This is a genomic window from Streptomyces olivochromogenes, assembly GCF_021538895.1.
Classification (GTDB): domain Bacteria; phylum Actinomycetota; class Actinomycetes; order Streptomycetales; family Streptomycetaceae; genus Streptomyces; species Streptomyces olivochromogenes_A.
This window is the reverse complement of sequence record NZ_JADDRL010000086.1, coordinates 1-19,509: the sequence shown is the minus strand read 5'-3', so window position 1 is coordinate 19,509 and position 19,509 is coordinate 1. Positions and strand designations below refer to the sequence as shown.

The following is a 19,509-nucleotide window of genomic DNA, read 5'->3' as shown; positions in this document are numbered from 1 at the left end:
GAGGTTCCCGGCGCCGCTTACGCATGAGGGCACGTGCGCTCCTCGCGGAGGTCCTGGGCTCAAGAGCCCGCCCACAACCCCCCTCGCCATCGCTCGCGCGGGGCCGACGGGGTCAAGGCGCCGGGAGTGGCGTACGCGACTGGGCTCACCGGCGCCTCGATGACGGTGCCGACGGGGAGTTGGATGCTCAGAACGCGGTCGCCCACTCGGGCGCGCGCCTCCAGCACGACGACGCGCTTGCCGGCCTTCTTGAGAGGACGTTCCACGTTGCGCATCTCGGCATGGGCATGCCTAGCAAATGGGAGCACGGTCTGCCAGCGGTTGGGCGGCGTTCCCGCACTCGAGACTCTGTGTGTGCGTCTGTATGGGCAGAGCACGAAGTCCGCGTTTGTGGAACGACGGCCACCATGTCAGTTCATCTGCTGGCACGGCGAGTTCCAGTGTGGGGAAGCGTTGGAGGAGGGATTGGAGGGCGAACTCTGCTTCCAGTCGCGCGAGCGGTGCACCGAGGCAGTAGTGGATGCCGTGGCCGAATGCCAGGTGAGCGGGGGCGCGGCCTGGATCGAAGGTGTCGGGTGAGGGAAACGCGCGTTGGTCCCTGTTGGCTGAGGCGATGGAGATCCAGACCCGGCCGCCGGCGGGGACGACGACGTCGCCGATGGTCAGGTCTTCGAGGGCGAATCGGCGCACGCCCAGAGGGAAGGGCGGGTTCCAGCGCAGGGCTTCTTCGATCACCGCTCGTATAGGGACGGTGTGGTGTCGCACGTCGTCCATCAGGTGTGGGTGCAGTAGCAACGCGAGTGCTGTGTTGCCGATGAGGTGGACGGCGTTGTCGTATCCGGCGAACAGGGTGAGGAAGGCGAGTGAGAGCAGTTCTTGTTCGCTGAGGGTCTCCCTTTCGTCCCGGGCTTGGGTGAGGGCCGACAGAAGGTCGTCGGCCGGGTGGCTGCGTTTGTCCTGGATGACCCCGGTCAGGAACTGGTGCATCTGCCGCATGGCTGTGCGTGAGTCTCGTGCTGAGCCGGGTGAAGGGGAGAGGAGGGTGTTTGTCCAGGTCCTGAAGTCGTGACGGTCTTTCTCGGGGATGCCGAGCAGTTCGCAGATGACACCCATGGGCAGTGGAACGGCCAGGGCTGCCATGAGGTCCGTGGGTGGACCGGCCATTGTGTCGAGGAGGTCGTCCGTGATGGCTTGGATGCGGTTGCGGAGGGTTGCGATGCGCCGTGGCGTGAAGGCCTTCGCGACGAGGCTGCGCAGGCGGGTGTGGTCGGGTGGGTCCATGTTGAGCAGGTGGGCGTCGAGCTCGGGTGGCATGGAGGACTGGTACTCGCCACTGGTTCTCGCGTTCGCTTTGTTCAGGGAAAGGCGGGGATCTGCGAGGGCGGCTCGGGCCTCGGCGTAGCGGGTGATGACCCACAGCGGCTGGCCGTCGGGGGTGGAGGTGCGATGGACCGCGGCCGCTTCACGCAGCCGGGCATAGGTGGTGGTGGGGTCTGCGATGCGGGTGTGGTCGAACAGTGTCATGGCTGGGTTCGCGTGTCTGTGGAGGATGGCGTGAGGCGGGCGAGAACGGCCGGATGAGCGGGGAGGTCTGGAAGGCTTCGACGTGGTGGCCACCAGGAGCGAGGGTGTCATGTCCTGCGGACAGTCTCCCGACGGCTTCCTCGGAGGGGCGATGACTCTGCCGTTGGTCGTGGCTCTCGCCCCTGGTGGCGTTGGCGTCGATATCGCGTACCGCAATGCCAGTTGGGCGCCGCGATCCTGGTCGGTCTCGGTCTCGGCGTCGTCACCATCCTGTACCTGGTCTGGGAGAAGCACCCGTCGTTACTCCCGACGAGGGTGACGGTGATGGGGGAGGCGTGTCAGGCGGTGAGGTGTTCGGCGAGGGCGTCGGCTCGGCGGGGACGTTCGGCGATAGCCGCGTCTATGCCCGGCCACGCAATAGCGGCCGCCTGCCCGGTATGGGCATCTCATCGGTGTGTTTGGAGCCTCAGTGACCTCTGACAGCGAGCGTTGACGGTTTGCCACTGGCGGGGGCTGTGGTCAGTGGCCGCCGCTCGGGGGCTGGCAGTTGGTGCCGTCGGGGTAGCCGCCGAAGGCATCCGCCTTGGTGGATTCACCGCTCATCGTGCCCTCCACGCACCAGGGGGAGACGCCGATGTCGATGAGGAAGCCGACCCCGGCGGACCCGTCCTGGTACGCCTGCACCTTCCCGGCGGAGTAGCCGAGGTTGGTGAGCGCGTTGCGGACGCTGTCCGGGGCGAAGTCGCCGCGCCGGCGCAGCGGTTCGAGTGCTTTCTCGACGCGTCCGACGGCGGTGAGTCCGTCGCAGCGGTTCTGGCCGTGGAGCGGGATAGGAACTTGGTAGCCGTGGTTTTCGGCGTAGTGGTCGGTCGGCGGCAGGGTTGAGGTGGGGGTGTGGGCGGCCGGGGGCGCCGTCGGCTTGGGGCTCTCGCCGGGACAGGTGAAGTCCGCCTGTGTACTCGGCGTCGATATGCCGGTCGGCGTTGGATGCGAGCGCCGGTACGCGTCGGCGGTTTTCCCTGCCCGCTGCGTTCCGCACCCCGCCGTCAGCAGGACCATCACCGTCAACGGCAGCATCCCGAGCCGGGCTCCTGTCTTCCTTCGCGTCGTCATCCCCCGATCCTTCCCCGCGGCTCGCTGGGCGTCATGAGTACTTCTACTCATCGGTCACAACACCCCAGTCAGCCTTCGGTGTCACACGCGTCGGTCCCGCCGCGTACGGCATCCGCCTCGACGCATGGAACCACGCCAAGGCCGGCGTGGACCTGCCGCTGACCCTGAACGTGCGCCACGGGAAGGGTGCCGCGCCCAGCACCCTGACATCGACGCGAGCCTGGTACTCCCTCGACGGCGGACTGCGCTGGATCCAGCTGGGCGTCCACCGACGCGGCCCCTCCACCGCCAGGGTGGCCTAGCCACCCGCCTCGCAACCTCCCAGAACTAAAGAGCACCCGCCAGCACCTCCGCGGCGGCCACCCCGGACGCGGCGGTAGCGCCGTGGGTGAAGATCTGGGCCGTTCCGGGGACCGGGGCGCTCGGCAGGCCCATCTCCACGACGATCGCGTCGGGGCGAGCCGCGAGGAGGGCGGCGAGAGCGCGCGCCATCCACGCGTGCCGAGAGGCGTCGCGGACGACCACGACCAGCGGCCGCCTCGCGGCGGGCGCCAGTGCGTAGATTTCCAGGGCGGTGGCCGCCGACCGCAGGTCCTCGCGCCGCACTCGGACGGAGGTGGTTCCGGGCAGCCGTTCGCCCAGCGGAGTGGCCACGCCCCAGGGGGTCTCCTTGCCGATGGCCAGGTTGGTGGTGGGCACGAGTTCCACGACGTGCGGTGCGTTGACCAGGGGCAGGACGTGCTGTACGGCTCCGTGCAGGCGGATGGCCCGGCGGGCGGCGGCGAAGCCGATGCCGCCGGTGTCCCAGTCGGCGGCATGGGTCGGTCGCAGGCTCGTCGACCAGGCCGCGAACTCCCGGATCCGGCGGCCCGCTTCGTCGAGCCGTTCCTCAGGAAGGGCCCCCGATACGACGGCGTCCGCGAGGGCGTCCACGAGCAGCCGGGCGGTGGCCGCCTCCGCGTTCTCGCCGCCGACGCAGACGGCGTCGGCGCCGGCGGCGACGGCTTTGACCGTGGCCCCGCCGATCCCGTAGCGGTCGGCGACGGCGCCCATCTCGATGGCGTCGGTGACGATGATGCCGTCGAACCCGAGTTCCTGACGCAGCAGTTCGTCCAGGATGCGTCGGCTCAGGGTGGCGGGCAGGTCGGGGTCGTAGGCGGGGACCAGCAGGTGGCCGCTCATCACCGCACGGACGCCCGCGTCGAGGGCGGCGCGGAACGGCGGCAGAGCCTGTTCGGCGATGTGCGCGCGGTCGGCGTCGTAGACGGGCAGGCCGTGGTGGGAGTCGACGGCCACGTCGCCGTGGCCGGGGAAGTGCTTGGCGCAGGCGGCGACACCGCCCGACTGGAGGCCCCGGATCCAGGCGCCGGTGTGCCGCGACACCACCTTGGCGTCGACGCCGAAGGATCTGACCCCGATGATCGGGTTGTCCGGGTTGGAGTTGACGTCCGCGCTGGGCGCGTAGTCGAGGCTTACCCCGGCGGCGTGCAGCTGGCGTCCCAGGTCGGCGGCGACGGCCTCGGTCAGCTCGGTGTCGTCGACCGTTCCGAGAGCGAAGTTGCCCGGCCGGGTGGAGCCGGTCGCGGACTCGATCCGGGTGACGTCGCCGGCCTCCTCGTCGATCGCGATGATCAACTCGGGGTTTTCCGCGCGTAGTTGGCCGGTCAGTCGGGCGACCTGTTCGGGCGTGACGATGTTGCGGGAGAAGAGCACCACCGATGCCAGCCCGTCGGCGATCTCGCGCAGCACCCAGTCGGGCGCCTTGGTGCCCACGAACCCCGGCTGCAGGACGGAGCGCGCCAGTCGCCGCAACTCTTCGCTGTGCTTGCTGGAGACCATCGCATGCGCCCTTCTGTTGGTACAGACCAATGCGTCTCCGCTCAGGCTAGCCGATCTTGTCAAGTGAGGGTGAATTGGGCCGAGTTGGCGAAAACATGCCCTCAACTGCAATGTTTGACAGGTCGAGTTGGTCTAGTCCAACTTAGTGATGCGCGAGTTCGAAGAGGGGCTGGTGTGGCCCGTGATGCGGTGGCCCTGCCGTATGGTCGCCACCCCTCGTTCCGCGCAGTTGGTGACCCGGTTGGGGTCGCCGGTACCTGAGATCGAGGTGTGGAGCACCGTATGTCCACGACTGACCGTTATCTCCATCGAGCCCCTTCGAACATCCCCTACTTCAGCTCGGACGGCGAGGCCTATCTCGCCCAGACACCCCTGCGGGACCTGAAGAAGACCCGCCCGCTGCGAGTCCTCTCCGAGGAGGACTTCGCCTCGTGGCAGACCTACGGCTACGTCGTGGTGAAGCAGGCGATCCCCACTGCCCTGGCCCGGCGACTGCTGGCCTTCGCCTGGGAGTTCCAGGGACTCGACCCCGAGCGGCCGGAGACCTGGTATGAGGACCGCGCGTACCGCTCCGACCTGGACCGGGAACTGCACATCTACGGATTCGTCGAGGCCTATCACCACCAGCTCATCTGGGACAGCCGCCAGACGCAGCGGGTCTACGACGCGTTCGTCGACGTCTGGGACTGCGAGGAACTGTGGGTGACGCTCGACCGGCTCAACCTGAACCCGCCCAACATCAAGAACCGTGACCGGGCTCTGATCCCGCGCACGGAGCAGGGCTTCGACATCGAACTCCACTGGGACGTCGACACCACACTCGGCGTACTGCCACAGCGGGTGCAGGGGATCATCGCCCTCAACGACACCAGGCCGGAACTCGGCGGCTTCCAGTGCTGCCCCGAGCTGTTCCGGCAGTTCGACCGATGGAAGGCACTCCAGCCGGTCGACCGCGACCCGATCCGGCCCAGGATCGACCGCGCGGAGTTCCCCGTGGTGCGACCGGAACTCGAGGCCGGTGACCTGCTGATCTTCAACGGCCTGCTCGCACACGGGGTGGCACCGAACACCTCCGACGGAGAAGTACGCGCGGTCCAGTACCTGTCGATGATGCCGGCGCTGGAGTCCCACCGGACCATGCGACGCTCCCGGGCCGAGTCATGGCGCACGCTCAGCACGCCGGACTGGAACGCGACCCTGCTCGGCGACGCCACGCGACACGAGTCCCTGAGGTACGGGAGGGCCACTCTCGACGAACTCGGCGCCAAGCTGCTGGGCCTCACGTCCTGGACCGGAGCGGACCTCGACGAGGCGGAAGAGCCGGCCGGAGAAGAGACATGCGTCGAATTTGTCTGACCCTGCCGACCAACAGGCCCTGCACGGCGACCATCGCGGCCGTGGCCGAGGAAGCGGCCTATGCCGCCGAGCACTTCGACACCGAGGTGCACCTCCTGATCCTGGACTCCTGCACCGCGCCTGCGTACACGGAGCACGCCGAGGCCGTGCACCGCATATCCGGAGACCCACGGATCGTCGTACACCATCTCGACGAGGCGCGGCAGCGGGACTTCCTGCGACGGGTGATCGACCGGGCCCAAGCGGTGAAGCCCGACCTCCTGCTGGATCTGATGCTCCCGACCGGCGTGTCCTACGGCGCCTGCACCAACCGCGCCTTCCTCGTCGCCGCCGCGCTCGGCTGCGAGTCCGTCCACCGCAGGGACTCCGACAGCCGGTACCAGGTCGTGAACGGCCGGAGTGTCTTCCCCGTCCACCACGAGCTGATGTCGCTCGGCAGGCACGCGTCCGAGGCCGCGCGTCACGTCACCGAGACCGCACTGGCTGCGGAGCACATGGACCGAAAGGTCGTGATGGTCGGCAGCTCCTTCGTCGGCGAACTGTCCGTGGACATCGGCGAGATACTACGGATCGACCCCGACGTCTACCACGACATGGTCGGTCTGTGGGCGCCCGCCCACTGGTCCGGCGAGCAGAAGAGGCAACTCGTCGACGAGTCCTTCCGGGGCGCGGGCACCGACGCCTTCGCCGGGGACCATTCCACGCTGACCGTGGTCGACCCCATGCGCGTGGACATGTGCAACATCGCCTTCCACGACGTGCACGCACACGTGCCCCTGCCGCCCGCGACCGACACCATCGGCAGCGACTACTTCCTGACCCACCTGGTCCACGACGCCGCACTGCCGGGCGTCCTGCACAACCGGAACATCGTCAACTTCTACACCGGTGAACGCCGCACCGACTCCGGGTTCATGGCGTACCAGCTGCGCTTCGTCAAGTTCCTGCTGTCGATGCTGTACTTCAACTTCGTCTACGACCAAATGGCCCGGACCGGCGCGTCGCTGCTCGACGAACGAGGGCAGGTGCGCGCGTCGGCCGTAGCCCTGCTGGCGAGGGAGAGCGCAGGGCTCGACCGGAGTGAGAACGTCCACCGACTCGACGTCCTCGACGCCGCGTACCGCAAACTGGGCGGCAGATACGCGGAGTTCGCCGACTTCCTGTGGCAGCGGCGCGCCCGCCTCCTCGACGAAGCGCGCAGCGACATCGAGGACTTCGCTCTGCTGGTGGAGGCATGGGGGCCGCTGACGCGGGCGGCCGCACTCACCTCCGTGGCCCCGGCGCCCGGGTGGCAACAGTGAGAGCGGCCATGGCGCACGAGTCCGCACCATTGCTCGCCGCTCTGGCGCGCGCGACCGAGGACCGGATCGTCCTCGACCTCGCCGGAATCGAAGACCGCTACGACACACTGCGGCGTCAACTGCCCGGCGTCGCCGTCCGATTCGCCATGAAGGCCTGCCCGGTCGACGAGGTGCTCGCCCATCTGGCCAGGAAGGGCGCCGGAGTCGACGGGGCAAGCCCCCGCGAACTGGAGCAGGCGCTGCGCGCGGGCGTGCCGATCGAAAACATGCACTACGGCAACACCGTCAAGGCGGACCGCGACATCGCCGACGCCCACCGCCTCGGCGTCAGGGACTTCGCGACCGACAGTGCCGAGGACTTGGCGGCCATCGCGGCCCACGCCCCGGGAGCCCGCGTCTTCTGCAGGCTGGCGACCAGTGGTGAAGGGGCGCTGTGGGGTCTCAGCGGCAAGTTCGGCTGTGCACCCGCGGACGCGGTGCGCATCCTTCAGGCGGCGCAGGACAAGGGCCTGACACCCTCCGGTCTGTCCGTGCACGTCGGCTCCCAGCAGATGACGGCGGACGCCTGGCACAGCGCCGTCGAGTGCCTGGCGGACGTCCTGACCGCCCTGGGCCGGCGCGGGATAGTGCTGGACCACGTCAACCTCGGCGGCGGTCTGCCGGCCCTCGGATACCTCGACCGGTGCGGCACACCTCTGGAGCCTCCGCTGGACAAGATCTTCGCCGTCATCCGCGAGGGAATGCGCCATCTCAGGAAGGTCCACGGGGAGCATCTCAAGTTCGTCATGGAGCCGGGGCGCTACCTCGTCGCCGACCACGGCGCCATCCGGGCCCACGTTGCCCGGCTGGCCGAGCGGCGTCGCCCCGACGGCGAGCGCCAGCACTGGCTCTACCTGAGCTGCGGCAAGTTCAACGGCCTCTACGAGATGGACGCGCTGCAGTACCCGCTCGTCTTCCCGACTCACCCTGATGCCGAGTACGTCCCCGCCGTCGTCGCGGGCCCCACCTGCGACAGCGACGACGCCTACCCCCAGGGACACGGCCTCGTGCACGTCCCCCGGAATCTGGCATCCGGCGATCCCGTCTGGGTGCTCGCCAGCGGCGCCTACGCGATCAGCTACACGACCCAGGGCTTCAACGGCTTCGCCCCGCTCCCGTACACCTGCACGGGCGGAGGACGCCCATGAGCGGCGACGGCGTATCCATACGCCACATCGCCGACGCCGACTGGGACGCCATCGCGGCAATGGAATCCCGGACCTACGCGGAACTCGGCCTCTCGGAAGGGCGCGCGGCCCTGCAGTCCAGGGCGTACGCCTCGCCGGACACCAGTTTCGTCCTGGACGTCGGTGCCCAGCCTGCCGGGTACCTGCTGGCACTGCCGTATCCGCCCTTCAGATACCCGAGCCTCGATCGGGTGGAGGAGCCGGCGGTGCCCTCGCGGGCGGGGGACCCGACGATGCCCTTGCGGACGGGGCGCAATCTGCACCTGCATGACATCGTTGTCGCGGAGCCCCTGCGCGGCACGGGTCTGGGGCAGCGACTCCTGAACCACCTGACCCTGACCGCCGGTTCGAGCGGGTTCGAGCGGATCTCACTGATCGCCGTCGGTCGCAGCGAGCCGTTCTGGTCGGCGCGCGGGTTCAGCGCGTACCCGGGGATCTCTCCGGGCGGTTACGGCGCGAGCGCCGTCTACATGTCCAAGGCGATGACCGAGTCGACGAAGTGAGTTGATGCGCGTGTTCCGTGTCCATGATCCTTTCCATCGCGGCCAGTTGGCCATCGCCGCGCTGTTCTGTTCCCTCGGCTTCCAGTACGCCACTTGGGCCGCGCGCATCCCCGCCATCAAGGCGGACCTCGGGCTGACCGCGGCCGAGGTGGGGGTGCTGCTGATGGCGGCCGGAATCGGCGCGGTGGCGTCGTTTCCCCTGGTGCCGGTGCTCGTGCAGCGGCTGGGCTCCGCACGGCTGGCGCTGCTGTCGGCGCTCTGTCTGACCCTGCTGCTTCTGGCACTCGCCGCAGCGCCGGACTATCCGGTCGCCCTGTTGGTCATGGTGGCCGACGGGGTGTGCGTGGGATGTCTGAACGTGGCCATGAACGCTCAGGGAACGGCACTGGAGACCCGGCACGAACGCAACGCCATGGCCCGGCTGCACGCGACGTTCAGCGCCGGCTCCCTGCTCGCGGCGCTGCTCGCCTCCGGGATGAACGCGGTGACCTCCTCCGTCGCGGCACATTTCGGCGTGGCTGCCGTGGTCCTCGTCCTGCTGGTGGCTCTGGCGCGCCCCGGTCTTCTTGAAGACGAGGCTCGTTCGGAGGAGAGGCAGAGCAAGAGCCGCACCGGATGGAGCCTTCCGTCCCGGATGACGCTCTGGATGTGCTGTGCCATGGCGTTCGGCACGGTGACCGAGGGCGCCATGAACGACTGGTCCGCCCTCTACATGAGGGAAGTCGCCAAGGCCTCCGCGGAGTTGGCGCCGATGGGCATCGCCGTGGTGTCCGGCATGATGGTGGTGGCCAGACTCTTCGCCGACGGCTGGCGCAGCCGCTGGGGCGACGGGCGCGTCGTCCTGCTGGGCAGTGCCGTGGCCGCCGCCGGGTTGGTCTTCGCCTTGGTGAGCGGGGGAGTGGCGGCGGCCCTGATTGGGTTCGCCTGCGTCGGACTGGGCTGCGCGGCCGTGACCCCCTGCGTCTATGTGGCTGCGGCGAAACAGGGATCGCAGGCGCTGGCACTGGTCGCCGCGATGGGTACGACGGGTCTGCTCGCCGGGCCCCCGCTCATCGGTTTCGTGGCGAATTCGAGCAGCCTGGTGTGGGGTCTGGCGGTGGTCGCGGCTGCGGCGGCCGTGGTCTCCCTGTGCAGTACGCAGATCCGGTGGACGTCGGTGAGCGGCATGAAGGTCTAGAGCAGGATGCGGAGGTCGAGCACGGGCCCGGTGGTTTCGACCGGCGTCGCGTCCAGTTTCTCCAGGACGTGGAGCATCGTCTTGTTGCTCGCCGCCACCGTGGCGGCCAGCGCGTGGTGTCCGTCGCGGCGGGCAACGGTCGCCGCATGTTCGGCCAGCGCGGTGCCGAGCCCCCTGGCCTGCCACGCGTCCTCGACCAGGATCGCGAGTTCCCCCACCCCTTGTTGATCGGTGCGCATGACGTTCGTCATGGCGATGATGTATTCCGTACGCTCGGCCGGAGCGGTCACCAGCGTGGTGCCGCGCTCTGGGCAGGACAGCCGACGCCATTCGGCAGGGGAGATCCCGGACTTGCCCACGTGGTATCGCAGGGCTCGGCTGCCAAGCGAGCAACGGCGGTGCAGTTCCTGGACCGGCACCAGGTCGACGGGGGCCGCCTCCCGGGTGCGGGTGGCGGTTCCGTCGGTCAGCGTGATCGGGTGTGCGTCGTCTCGACGGCCGGCGTCGGGCATCGACGTTCTCCTCACATGGCGATCGTGACTACCGTGCCGCGTCCCGGGACGCGAGCGCGGCCTTGCCGAGCAGTCTTTTGCCGCCTCCAGTTCGACTCAAGAGGACTTCGCGTCACGTTGATCGCGCTGCGCTTATGTTCAACTACGTGGAGGAGCGAAAATGTGAAGGAGTAGTGGCCGTCGTCGACGCCGATGCTGCGTATCGCTCACGCCATCGCTCAAGGATTTACACGCAGGGAGGCTCGGCCCTCGCCATGAGCACCGTCCGTACTTGGCGCAAGCGAGCCACTTCTTGGTGGGTGTGCACCACTCAACCGCCGGTGCACTGGCGGATGTTCTCCGGTACCGACGAGGTGCCGAACGGCGCTGAGGGCGATCGCGGTGAGTGCGGGTATGGTGCGCGGCCCGATGCCGGCCCCGGACCCGTTGGGGTTCACTGGAACTCCAGGAATACCGTCTCGCCTTGGCCCTGAAGGCGGATGTCGAAACGGTACGTTCCCCGGCCCTCGTCGACGGCGATCAGCGTGTCGCGCCGCGCCTCGTCGAGCCGGGCGAGCAGCGGGTCGACGGTGAGCGCCGCCTCGTCACCGGGCAGATAGATCCGGGTGAAGAGATGAACGAGCAGACCGCGCGCGAAGACGCAGGCGCTGAGGTAGGGCGCGTTGCGGCCGCGTGCGCCGGGCCGCAACGTGCGTGCGTGCCAATGGCCTGCGGCATCCGTCTGGACGCGGCCCCAGCCGGTGAACTCCACGCCGTTGCGTCCGAGATGGCCGCCGGCCGCCGGGTCGCGCCGCATCGAGCCGTCGACCCGCGGCACCCGGCCGTCGGGATCGGGGCCCCAGAGCTCCACGAAGGCGTCCGGCAGTGGGTTGCCCTCACCGTCGTACACATACCCCTGGACGGTGATCGTGTCGGGATGCCCGACCGGCGCGATGTCCCCGCCCCCGGGAAACGGCAGCGCGTGCCCGTAGAAGGGGCCGACCGTGTGTGAGGGGGTGGGCAGCACGCTCCGAGGCCTGCTGGTGTCGATCTTCGTCATGGCGAGTCAGCGTCCTTCCTCGATCCAGGTGGCGGCGGGGCCGTCCAGCACGATGTCCCAGTGGTAGCCGAGCGAGAACTCCGGCACCGACAGGCTGTGGTCGTAGGTCGCGACCAGCCGCTGCCGGGCCGCGTCGTCCGTGACCGACTGGAGGATCGGGTCGTACGGGAACAGCGGGTCGTTCGGGAAGTACATCTGCGTCACCAGCCGCTGGGTGAACGCCGAACCGAACAGCGAGAAGTGGATGTGCGCCGGACGCCAGGCATTGAGATGGTTGCGCCAGGGGTACGGGCCGGGCTGGATGGTGGTGAAGCGGTAGAAGCCGTCGGTGTCGGTGAGGGTGCGGCCGACACCGGTGAAGTTCGGGTCCAGCGGGGCGTCGTGCTGCTCGCGCCGGTGGGCGTAGCGCCCGGCCGAGTTGGCCTGCCAGATCTCGATCAGCTGACCACGCTGGGGGCGGCCGGCGCGGTCCAGCAGACGGCCGGAGACGGTGATGCGCTCACCGATCGGCTCGCCGGTGTGCTGCCGGGTGAGGTCGTTGTCGGTCTCGGTGATGTCGCGCTCCCCGAAGGCGGGGGGTGCCCCTATGGGTTTCGTCAAGCTGATGGGGCGGGTTGGGGCTGGTAGAAGGTGCCGTCGCGGAGCATGGCGAAGAGGACGTCTGCTCGGCGGCGGGCGAGGCAGAGGATGGCCTGGGTGTGGTGCTTGCCTTGCTTGATCTTCTTGTCGTAGTAGGTGCGGGAGGCCGGGTCGGCGAGGGCGGCGAACGCGGAGAGGAAGAACGCTCTCTTGAGCTGTTTGTTGCCGCGTCTGGAGGGTTGTTCGCCGCGGATGGAGGAGCCGGAGCTGCGGGTGGCCGGTGCGAGGCCGGCGTAGGAGGCGAGGTGGGCGGCGGACGGGAAGCTGCTGCCGTCGCCGATGTCGATGAGGATGCGGGCTCCGGTCCTGACGCCGATCCCCGGCATAGACGTCAGGACCTTCGAAAGAGGGTGGTTGGCCAGCAGTTCCTCGATCCTGACGGCGAGGATTTTGCGCTGGTCAAGCACTGCCTGGAGGGAGGCGGCGAGGCTGGGGACGATCAGTGCGGCGGCATCGGTGCCCGGAACGACCACGGTCTGTTCATCCAGGGCGGTGAAGATCTCGTCGACCAGGCGCTCAGCCATCCTGGGGGCCTTCGGACGTATGAGAGTGACCAGCCGTCGGCGTCCGGCCTTGCGGATCTGGGTCGGGGAACCGAAGCGTTCCAGCAGCGTCAGGACGGCCGGATGCTGGATGCGCGGACCGACAACTCGCTCCAGGTGCGGGTGGATCTGGGTCAGCAGCCCACGGAGCCGGTTTGCGATTCGGGTGACCTCACCTGCGAGGTCGTCGTCGAAGCCCACGATCATCTCCAGCTCGGCGACCGTCTCGTCGGTGAGCTCGATAGTCCGCAGTGTGTGCGGCATTGCCCGGGCCGCGTCCGCGATGATGAACGCGTCGCGGGCATCGGTCTTGGCCTCGCCCGGGTAGAGATCGGCGATCCGCCGCATCGTCAGCCCGGGCAGGTAGGCAACCTTGCAGCCCGTGTCCCGGGCCACGGCCAGCGGCAGGGCCCCAATGGATGCGGGCTGGTCGACGACCACCAGTACGGTGCCGTGCTTCGCTATCAGCTTGGCGAAGACCTCGCGGAGCTTGGGCTCGCTGTTGGGCAGCCGCTTGTCGAAGGCCTTCTTCCCGGCCGGGGTCAGCGCGGTGGCGTGGTGTTCGCCCTTGCCGACGTCCAGGCCCAGGAAGGCGCCGATGTCACTGGTGTTGATCACAAGCACTCTCCGGTCGTACGGTCCCGGCCTCACCTGCGGCACCAGCTGCCGGCATCCACATTACGAAGAACCTCCCTGCCTCCCGAAGGAGTTGGTGGTCATGCCCCTCATCAGCGGTCTACCAGTGCCTCCGGGAGCGGTGACACCACCCCCCAGATCATGATCAACAGGGGGGAGCAGTCATGCCGTCCCGGAGGCCGGGAACCCCATTGCGGGGCTGATCAAGAAGGTAATGGGGGGGGACGCCCACGGTCTCCTCGGCCAGATCGGCACGACCGACGAGGTGCTCGAACTCCTGGGTTTGTAGCGCCTGTTCAGAGCTGCGCCGAGTTCCCCGCTCCGGACGTAGAAGCTCCGTGCCGCCGAAGGTTCATCGCGTGCCAGCAGGCCCGCTCGCTGAAGGGTGACACCATCGCTGGCTGGGCGAGATCCTGACAGCACTCGTGCTCATCCCGCTTGCGTCTAGGTGTCCCATAGGCGCCGCAGACGAGGCGGCCCGCAGGACACTGGACCTCCCGACGGACCCCGACGCCCGCTGGAACGTGGCCGTCGTACTGGTCCGATCCCTGCCTGCACGCGGCGCAGGGACCGAGGACGAGCAGCTGATAGCCGATCATGGGCTGGATGGCGAGGACCTGGAGGAGTGGGACAGCTGGGACGACGACCGTTCGCTCAGCTGACCGTTCGACCGACTGGCCAGGGCCTCCGCCGCGAGAAGACCATGAAGCAGCGTCCGGCGGCAAGGGTGGAAGGGCAGCGTGGGCCGGGCGGACCGAGTGGATCTCCGAGACACCGTCCGGCTCATAGGCCCTGTTCGTCCATCAGGCGCATCAGGTTCCGCTTGCGCTTTTGGGCGGTGCGCAGGGCGGTGACGTACACGGCGAACTCGTCCTCCGTTTCCAGGCATCGGTGGCAGTCCCGGATGCTCAGCAGCAGGCTGACGAGCCGCTCGTAGATCGCGTTGCCGGTCTGCTTGGTGAGCGGCTCGGCCAGGCGCAGGTAGACGCCGAGCGCGTCGGCGGGACGGGCGGGCCGCGCCTGGTCGGCGAGGGCAAGCCATTGCCGGTCGTGGCCTCCGGTTTGGGTGGCGGCTTGCCAGGCGGCGTCGACGTCCTTGTCGTCGAGCAGGGCATCGACCAGGACCGGGTCGCCGTTCCGCCCCTCTTGCCGCCGCTCCGCGTCGGCCCGCAGCAGGGCAAGGGCTTCCCCGCGCTCGGCCGGCCAGCAGTCCGCGGCTCGCGCGGCGGCGCGCAGCTGCTGATACGCGGTCAGGGAGCGGCGGGCGCGAAAGTGGTCGCCGCGCACGGCGACGGCATCCGACAGGCGGTCCGCCTGGGTGTAGCGCTCGCAGAGGTAGTCGACGAGGGCGGTGTCGACGGCGGCGAGGTCCCGGGTTTCCTGGATGCCGCGCTCTGCCCAGCGCAGGGCCTCGTCGGGGCGCCGGGCTGTGTCCAGCTCGCGAGCGATGACGAGGTGCGTGTGGCCGTTCGGTGAGAGGTCGGCCGCATGTACGGCGATCACCGCGTCGACATCGCCTCCCGCCTTGGCCAGACGCTCCATCAGGTACTTCTCCGCCCAGCCGCGACGGTTGCCCCGCCACGCCTCGACCGCCGACTTCCACAGGACGGCAATTCCCTCTTCGCCAAGGACGTCCTCGTAATCGAGCGGATCAATGTCGGTCAGGCCATCGTCGATGTCGCCGAGCGCATGGCCGACCAGCCACCGCGCGAGCTGCTCGGGGTCAGGGCGTGCCGCACGGCACGCGTCGAGGTGGGCGTCGGCGAGGTCCGCACCGATCTGCCCCAACCAGCCGTCCGAGTCGTCGACACTCTCCGCCGCCTCGGCCAACAGCCGCATCGCCTCCCGCGCCAGGGTGATCGCATCAGCAGCCCGGCCCGAGCCGGTCAGCGCCCTGATCGCGGAAACCGCCTGCCCGGCCTGGTCGGCGTAGGCGCGGGCATCGGCGTACTCGACGTACCCGTACTGCGCGAAGGGTCCGACGTCGAGCAGGCCGCGGATACGGACCCGGACCGCGGCCAGGTCCCCACGGACGCTCGCGGCCCGCAGTTCCAGGCGGCGCCGCAACTGCCGGTCCTCGTCGATCTGTTCCCGCAGCAGAGCGAGCAACTCGTCCTTGGACAAGGCGGACAGCCATCCGTCCAGGTCCTGCGCGCGCTCCCGGGCAGCTTTCCGCTGCCGGGGCAGGGACTCCCTCTCGGCGAGCACCTTCAGGCCCAGGGCGACCAGGTGCTTGCAGAAGTTGCCCTCCAGGCCGTACGGGCAGTCGCATTCGCCGGTCACGCCGCCGGGCCCGTCCAAGGTCAGCTCTACCTCGTACCGTTCCGTGCCGGGAACCGGCAGGGCCTGCACACCGCCATCACCCGCATCCAACAAATCAACCGGGCACTGGACTGCTCCCTGGAACCGGAGACAGAACAACTCATCAACCAACTCCTCAACAAACCAGGCACGGCAGGACGCATTGCAGGATCCGCGACTCCGTGAGCACCGTCGGCTGATCATGAGCACCCACCGAGCAAACCTGGGTGATCATAAGCACTGACTCAAAGACCCGCCCCGGGTCGCGGGGGCAGATTGCCGAGCCAGCGTACGGCGTCGGCGCAGCCCAGTACGTTGACGCCGTCTGCGACGTCGGCGCCCTGTTCACCAAGAACCAGGTCCGAACCGGCCACCACGCAGCGAAGGCCCGGTGGATACCGGGCCTTCACGTTTGAGTAGCGGGGACAGGATTTGAACCTGCGACCTCTGGGTTATGAGCCCAGCGAGCTACCGAGCTGCTCCACCCCGCGTCGGTACGGTGAACTGTACGGCACCGACCCGGATCGGCCCAATCGACTTTCGCCTGCGCTCGGACTGAGCCCGAATTGCTCATGATCGACCGACATGGCCACTGCTCACCCAGTCCGGATTCTGATGTTCCCGCAGGAACCAGTGCTCACGGAACTGCGGGTCCTACACCAGGTCTAGGATCCGCGACTTCATTGGCAATGAAGGTGGTTCGTTAGCAGCGGATTAGCAAATCCGCGATCCGGTTGACGGTGATCACCCCCGAGAAGGCACGGATCGTTTTCACTGCGGCGAAGCCGTTCGATCCGGCCGGTCAGGAGGCGCGGAACCTTGCAGTCATCGGGATCGCCCCACCGGGCGAGGGTCACGGTGACGATGGGGAGCATGCCTGATGCCGCTCACGCCGGTGGCCTGACCTCGGTCGGGTCTCGACGCGACTGGACGTGGCAGTTGGCGCGCTGCACGCCGCTGCACGCCGCTGCGCCCTCGGGTCACGTCGCTGGTCAGCCGACTGCAGCCAACCTGATGACCGGGTACGCCTAGGATTGCGATACTGACGGCAAGCCAGTGACGTCGAGAAGGCGGCCGGTGTGCTGCGTGCCGGAGGGCTGGTGGCCCTCCCGAGCGAGACCGTCTACGGTCTGGGCGCCAACGCCGAGGAGCCTGCCGCGGTCTCGCGTATCTTCGAGGTCACGGGACGTCCACCCTCCCACCCACCGATCGTCCACATCGGCGGCACGGAGCATCTGGACGACTGGGTCCAGGACGTGCCCGGAACCGCGCGCCTGCTGGCCGAACACTTCTGGCCGGGGCCGCTCACGCTGGTCCTGCGGCGCGTCCTCGCGTTTCCCCTCGAAGCGACGGGTGGCTTGGAGACGGTGGCCGTGCGCGTGCCCGACCACCGCGTCGCCCTCGCGCTGCTGTCGGCCTTCGGCGGCGGTGTCACGGCTTCGTCCGCCAACCGCTTCGGCTCGCTCAGCCCCACCACGGCGGACCATGTCCGTGCGGAGCTCGGTGACGGGGTCGACTTCGTGCTGGACGGCGGCTCCTGCGAGGTCGGCGTCGAGTCGACCATCGTCGCCGCCACGGGCGATACCCCGACCATCCTTCGGCCCGGCGGGGTGACCCGCGAGGACCTCGAAACGGTGCTGGGATGCCCGCTCGCGGTGCCCTCGACGAGCCGCGTTCGGGTGCCGGGCCGGCATCCGTCCCACTACGCGCCGCATGCGCGGGTCGTTCTCGTCGAGCCCGAGAAGGTCGTCGCCGAAGCGGAGCGCGCCCAGGAACGGGGGCACCAGGTGGGCGTCTTTCTTCCCCCCTCCTTCACCGGCGCTCCGGTGAAGGCGCACGCCGTGGTGACGGTTCCCGGTTCGGTGGCCGCCTACGCGCGCGGGCTGTACGGGTTGCTGCGCGAGCTCGACCTGCGGGGGTGCGACCTCATCGTCGCGTCCTTGCCGGTGGAGGAGGGGCTGGCACTGGCGATCGCCAACCGGCTCCGCCGCGCCGCGGGGCCCCGGCCCTGCGAGTGAGCGGCATCGGATGGGTGGCGTGCCCGGGCAGCCACGGCCGTGGCGGTCAGGACACGGCGGGCACCGCCCCATCGAGGCCGCGGGCCGCGACGAGCTGTGCACTGCCGTCGGCGAGGCGGTAGCACAGGCCCACCACGGTGGCCTGGCCGGCGGCGACCTTCTCGGCGAGCACCCGGGAGCGGTCCAGCAGCAGGTCGACTGTGTGCCTTATGTGCTCGGCGAGGATCTCGCCCGGCTCGACCTTTGGGGCGGCCCGTGCCGCCAGCACGCTGGGAGTCACCCGCTCGACGACGTCCCGGATGTAGCCGGCCGGTGCCATGCCGTCCTCCAGCGCGGCGCAGGCCGCGCCGACCGCGCCGCACGAGTCGTGACCGAGCACCACCACCAGCGGGCAGCCCAGCACGTTCACGCCGTACTCGATGCTGCCCAGCACCTCCGTGCCCATGACGTGGCCTGCGGTGCGCACCACGAACAGGTCGCCTAGGCCGCGGTCGAAGATGATCTCGGCGGCCAGCCAGGAGTCGGAACAGCCGAACAACCGGCGAAGGGCTGCTGGGACGGTGCGATCTCGACGCGGCCGGTGGCGTCCTGGTTCGGGTGCTCGGGGGTGCCCGCGACGAAGCGCTGGTTACCAGCCAGCAGCAGCTCGAAGGCGTCGCGGGGCGTCAGGGTCTTGATCTCGGTCATGTCCGCAGCCAAGGACCCGGCACCACCTGTCGCATCGCCTGGCCATGCTTAAACCTCTTCCCGCGACGCCGTCACACCCTGCAACCCGCTGCCCACGAGCGAGGTCGGCGGGCGCGGGAGCTGGACCTTCCGTAGATTGAAGAGCGAGCGAGTGGCAGGGAATGCCTGTGACACCGAAGATCGACTACCCAGGGGTGTTCGCAGCCCTTCCGAGCCCGTGCCTGGTGCTCGGCACGGACCTGGCGATCGCCGACGCCAACCCGGCCTTCTGCGAGGTGACCGGACAGAGCCGGGCCAAACTGCTCGGGCAGTACCTTTTCGACACCTTCCCCGACAACCCCGCCGACCCGGACGCCCACGGGGTGGACACGCTGAAAGCCTCACTGCACCGTGTCCTGTCCACCGGCCAGACCGATCACATGGCGTTGCAGAAGTACGACATCCCGGTCGCCGGCAGCCCCGAGGTGTTCAAGGAGCGGTGGTGGACCGCGATCAATGTGCCCGTCCTCGGCCCGGACGGCAAAGTCGCCTGGATCATCCACCGGTCCGAGGACATGACCGACGTCGTCCGTGCCCGCCGCACCGCGCATCTGCCGTCGGTCAGCCCCGGCCGGGAAGCGGCCATGGAAGCCGAGCTGTACGCCCGGGCACGGCAGCTGCAGCAGCTGAACCAGGAACTGCGACAAGCCCACGCCCGTGAACGGCGCGTCGCTGTCGCCCTGCAAGAAGCGATGCTCCACTCGCCGGATCTGGCCCGGCACCCGAACATCGCGGTGCGCTACCTGCCCGCGACCGGATCACTGAACGTGTGCGGCGACTGGTACGACGCGGTCGACCTGCCCGCGGACCGCTTCACCGTCGCGGTCGGCGACGTGGTCGGCCACGGGCTGACGGCCGCCACCGTCATGGGCAGGCTCCGCAGCGCGCTGAGCGCCGCCACCCGCACCGTCCACGGCCCCGCCCAGGCACTGGAGGTCCTGGGGCTGTACGCCCGCTCGGTCGAGGGAGCCCTCGCCGCCACCGCCGTCCAGGTCCTCGTCGACTGCCACAGCCAACTGCTCATCTACAGCAGCGCCGGCCACCCCCCGCCCGTCCT

The 19,509-nt window shown here is 69.0% G+C and carries 17 protein-coding genes, 1 tRNA gene and 3 pseudogenes; 10 read left to right on the top strand and 11 right to left on the bottom strand.

Annotation, left to right across the window (positions count from 1 at the left end; translation table 11 throughout):
- Positions 1 to 59: 59 nt before the first annotated feature.
- The 3 genes from IPZ69_RS33315 to IPZ69_RS33305 all read right to left on the bottom strand — a co-directional run bounded on the left by IPZ69_RS33315 (position 60) and on the right by IPZ69_RS33305 (position 2,637).
- Positions 60 to 266: an FAD-dependent oxidoreductase gene (locus IPZ69_RS33315; RefSeq protein ID WP_235458399.1), complete on the bottom strand. Its 207-nt coding sequence runs from the start codon at positions 264 to 266 to the stop codon at positions 60 to 62.
- Positions 267 to 291: 25 nt separating this feature from the next.
- Complete coding sequence (locus tag IPZ69_RS33310) at positions 292 to 1,524, bottom strand: cytochrome P450 family protein (protein ID WP_235458398.1); 1,233 nt, start codon at positions 1,522 to 1,524, stop codon at positions 292 to 294.
- 519 nt (positions 1,525 to 2,043) lie between these two features.
- Positions 2,044 to 2,637: a hypothetical protein gene (locus IPZ69_RS33305; RefSeq protein ID WP_235458397.1), complete on the bottom strand. Its 594-nt coding sequence runs from the start codon at positions 2,635 to 2,637 to the stop codon at positions 2,044 to 2,046.
- Positions 2,638 to 2,783: 146 nt separating this feature from the next.
- Between IPZ69_RS33305 and IPZ69_RS33300 the strand changes: the two genes are divergently transcribed.
- The gene (locus tag IPZ69_RS33300; RefSeq protein ID WP_235458396.1) at positions 2,784 to 2,939 is read left to right on the top strand and encodes a hypothetical protein; all 156 of its coding nucleotides are present in this window, start codon (positions 2,784 to 2,786) and stop codon (positions 2,937 to 2,939) included.
- Positions 2,940 to 2,964: 25 nt separating this feature from the next.
- Here the strand turns inward: IPZ69_RS33300 and IPZ69_RS33295 are convergent, their stop codons facing one another.
- On the bottom strand, positions 2,965 to 4,476 hold the full coding sequence (locus tag IPZ69_RS33295) for a glycoside hydrolase family 3 protein (RefSeq protein ID WP_235458395.1): 1,512 nt from the start codon (positions 4,474 to 4,476) through the stop codon (positions 2,965 to 2,967).
- 282 nt (positions 4,477 to 4,758) lie between these two features.
- Between IPZ69_RS33295 and IPZ69_RS33290 the strand changes: the two genes are divergently transcribed.
- From IPZ69_RS33290 to IPZ69_RS33270, 5 genes are read left to right on the top strand one after another with little or no spacing between them, the layout of a single operon-like run.
- Positions 4,759 to 5,832 (top strand): phytanoyl-CoA dioxygenase family protein, encoded by a 1,074-nt coding sequence (locus IPZ69_RS33290; protein ID WP_235458394.1) that lies wholly within the window; start codon positions 4,759 to 4,761, stop codon positions 5,830 to 5,832.
- On the top strand, positions 5,814 to 7,133 hold the full coding sequence (locus IPZ69_RS33285; protein WP_235458393.1) for a DUF6271 family protein: 1,320 nt from the start codon (positions 5,814 to 5,816) through the stop codon (positions 7,131 to 7,133). The genes IPZ69_RS33290 and IPZ69_RS33285 overlap by 19 nt, the downstream gene beginning before the upstream one ends.
- A gap of 8 nt (positions 7,134 to 7,141) precedes the next feature.
- On the top strand, positions 7,142 to 8,320 hold the full coding sequence (locus IPZ69_RS33280) for a type III PLP-dependent enzyme (protein WP_235458392.1): 1,179 nt from the start codon (positions 7,142 to 7,144) through the stop codon (positions 8,318 to 8,320).
- Positions 8,317 to 8,862, top strand: a complete 546-nt coding sequence (locus IPZ69_RS33275; protein ID WP_235458391.1) for a GNAT family N-acetyltransferase — start codon at positions 8,317 to 8,319, stop codon at positions 8,860 to 8,862. The genes IPZ69_RS33280 and IPZ69_RS33275 overlap by 4 nt, the downstream gene beginning before the upstream one ends.
- Positions 8,863 to 8,866: 4 nt before the next feature.
- Positions 8,867 to 10,039: an MFS transporter gene (locus IPZ69_RS33270; protein WP_235458390.1), complete on the top strand. Its 1,173-nt coding sequence runs from the start codon at positions 8,867 to 8,869 to the stop codon at positions 10,037 to 10,039.
- On the opposite strand, the gene IPZ69_RS33265 is transcribed toward IPZ69_RS33270, so the two are convergent.
- The 4 genes from IPZ69_RS33265 to IPZ69_RS33250 all read right to left on the bottom strand — a co-directional run bounded on the left by IPZ69_RS33265 (position 10,036) and on the right by IPZ69_RS33250 (position 13,389).
- A complete protein-coding gene (locus IPZ69_RS33265; protein WP_235458389.1) occupies positions 10,036 to 10,551 on the bottom strand; it encodes a GNAT family N-acetyltransferase in 516 nt (171 codons plus the stop codon). The two genes, IPZ69_RS33270 and IPZ69_RS33265, sit on opposite strands and share 4 nt — an antisense overlap.
- A gap of 433 nt (positions 10,552 to 10,984) precedes the next feature.
- Positions 10,985 to 11,590 carry a protocatechuate 3,4-dioxygenase subunit alpha gene (gene pcaG / locus IPZ69_RS33260; RefSeq protein ID WP_235458388.1) on the bottom strand — a complete coding sequence of 202 codons (606 nt, stop codon included), beginning with the start codon at positions 11,588 to 11,590 and terminating at the stop codon, positions 10,985 to 10,987.
- Positions 11,591 to 11,596: 6 nt separating this feature from the next.
- Positions 11,597 to 12,274, bottom strand: coding sequence for a protocatechuate 3,4-dioxygenase subunit beta (gene pcaH / locus IPZ69_RS33255; RefSeq protein ID WP_374294728.1), 678 nt, complete (start codon positions 12,272 to 12,274; stop codon positions 11,597 to 11,599).
- Positions 12,187 to 13,389, bottom strand: coding sequence for an IS110 family transposase (locus tag IPZ69_RS33250; protein WP_235458387.1), 1,203 nt, complete (start codon positions 13,387 to 13,389; stop codon positions 12,187 to 12,189). Before IPZ69_RS33250 ends, pcaH begins: the two co-directional genes overlap by 88 nt.
- A 443-nt stretch (positions 13,390 to 13,832) precedes the next feature.
- Between IPZ69_RS33250 and IPZ69_RS33245 the strand changes: the two genes are divergently transcribed.
- Positions 13,833 to 14,069: a hypothetical protein gene (locus IPZ69_RS33245; RefSeq protein ID WP_235458386.1), complete on the top strand. Its 237-nt coding sequence runs from the start codon at positions 13,833 to 13,835 to the stop codon at positions 14,067 to 14,069.
- Positions 14,070 to 14,190: 121 nt separating this feature from the next.
- Here IPZ69_RS33245 and IPZ69_RS33240 read toward each other — a convergent pair whose 3' ends face one another.
- Positions 14,191 to 15,759, bottom strand: coding sequence for an SWIM zinc finger family protein (locus IPZ69_RS33240; protein ID WP_235458385.1), 1,569 nt, complete (start codon positions 15,757 to 15,759; stop codon positions 14,191 to 14,193).
- A 366-nt stretch (positions 15,760 to 16,125) separates the two neighbouring features.
- Positions 16,126 to 16,199: transfer RNA gene (locus IPZ69_RS33235), tRNA-Met, on the bottom strand.
- A gap of 249 nt (positions 16,200 to 16,448) precedes the next feature.
- Here IPZ69_RS33235 and IPZ69_RS33230 point away from each other — a divergent pair.
- Together IPZ69_RS33230 and IPZ69_RS33225 are read left to right on the top strand one after the other, a co-directional pair.
- Positions 16,449 to 16,589, top strand: a pseudogene (locus IPZ69_RS33230) (VOC family protein); the annotation flags it as partial.
- 177 nt (positions 16,590 to 16,766) lie between these two features.
- Positions 16,767 to 17,726 (top strand): annotated as a pseudogene (locus IPZ69_RS33225) (L-threonylcarbamoyladenylate synthase); the annotation flags it as partial.
- A gap of 46 nt (positions 17,727 to 17,772) precedes the next feature.
- Here the strand turns inward: IPZ69_RS33225 and IPZ69_RS33220 are convergent.
- Positions 17,773 to 18,413 (bottom strand): annotated as a pseudogene (locus IPZ69_RS33220) (carbonic anhydrase).
- A 161-nt stretch (positions 18,414 to 18,574) separates the two neighbouring features.
- On the opposite strand from IPZ69_RS33220, the gene IPZ69_RS33215 reads away from it, so the two are divergent.
- On the top strand, positions 18,575 to 19,509 hold a 935-nt coding region (locus IPZ69_RS33215), incomplete at its 3' end, for a SpoIIE family protein phosphatase (protein WP_374294707.1).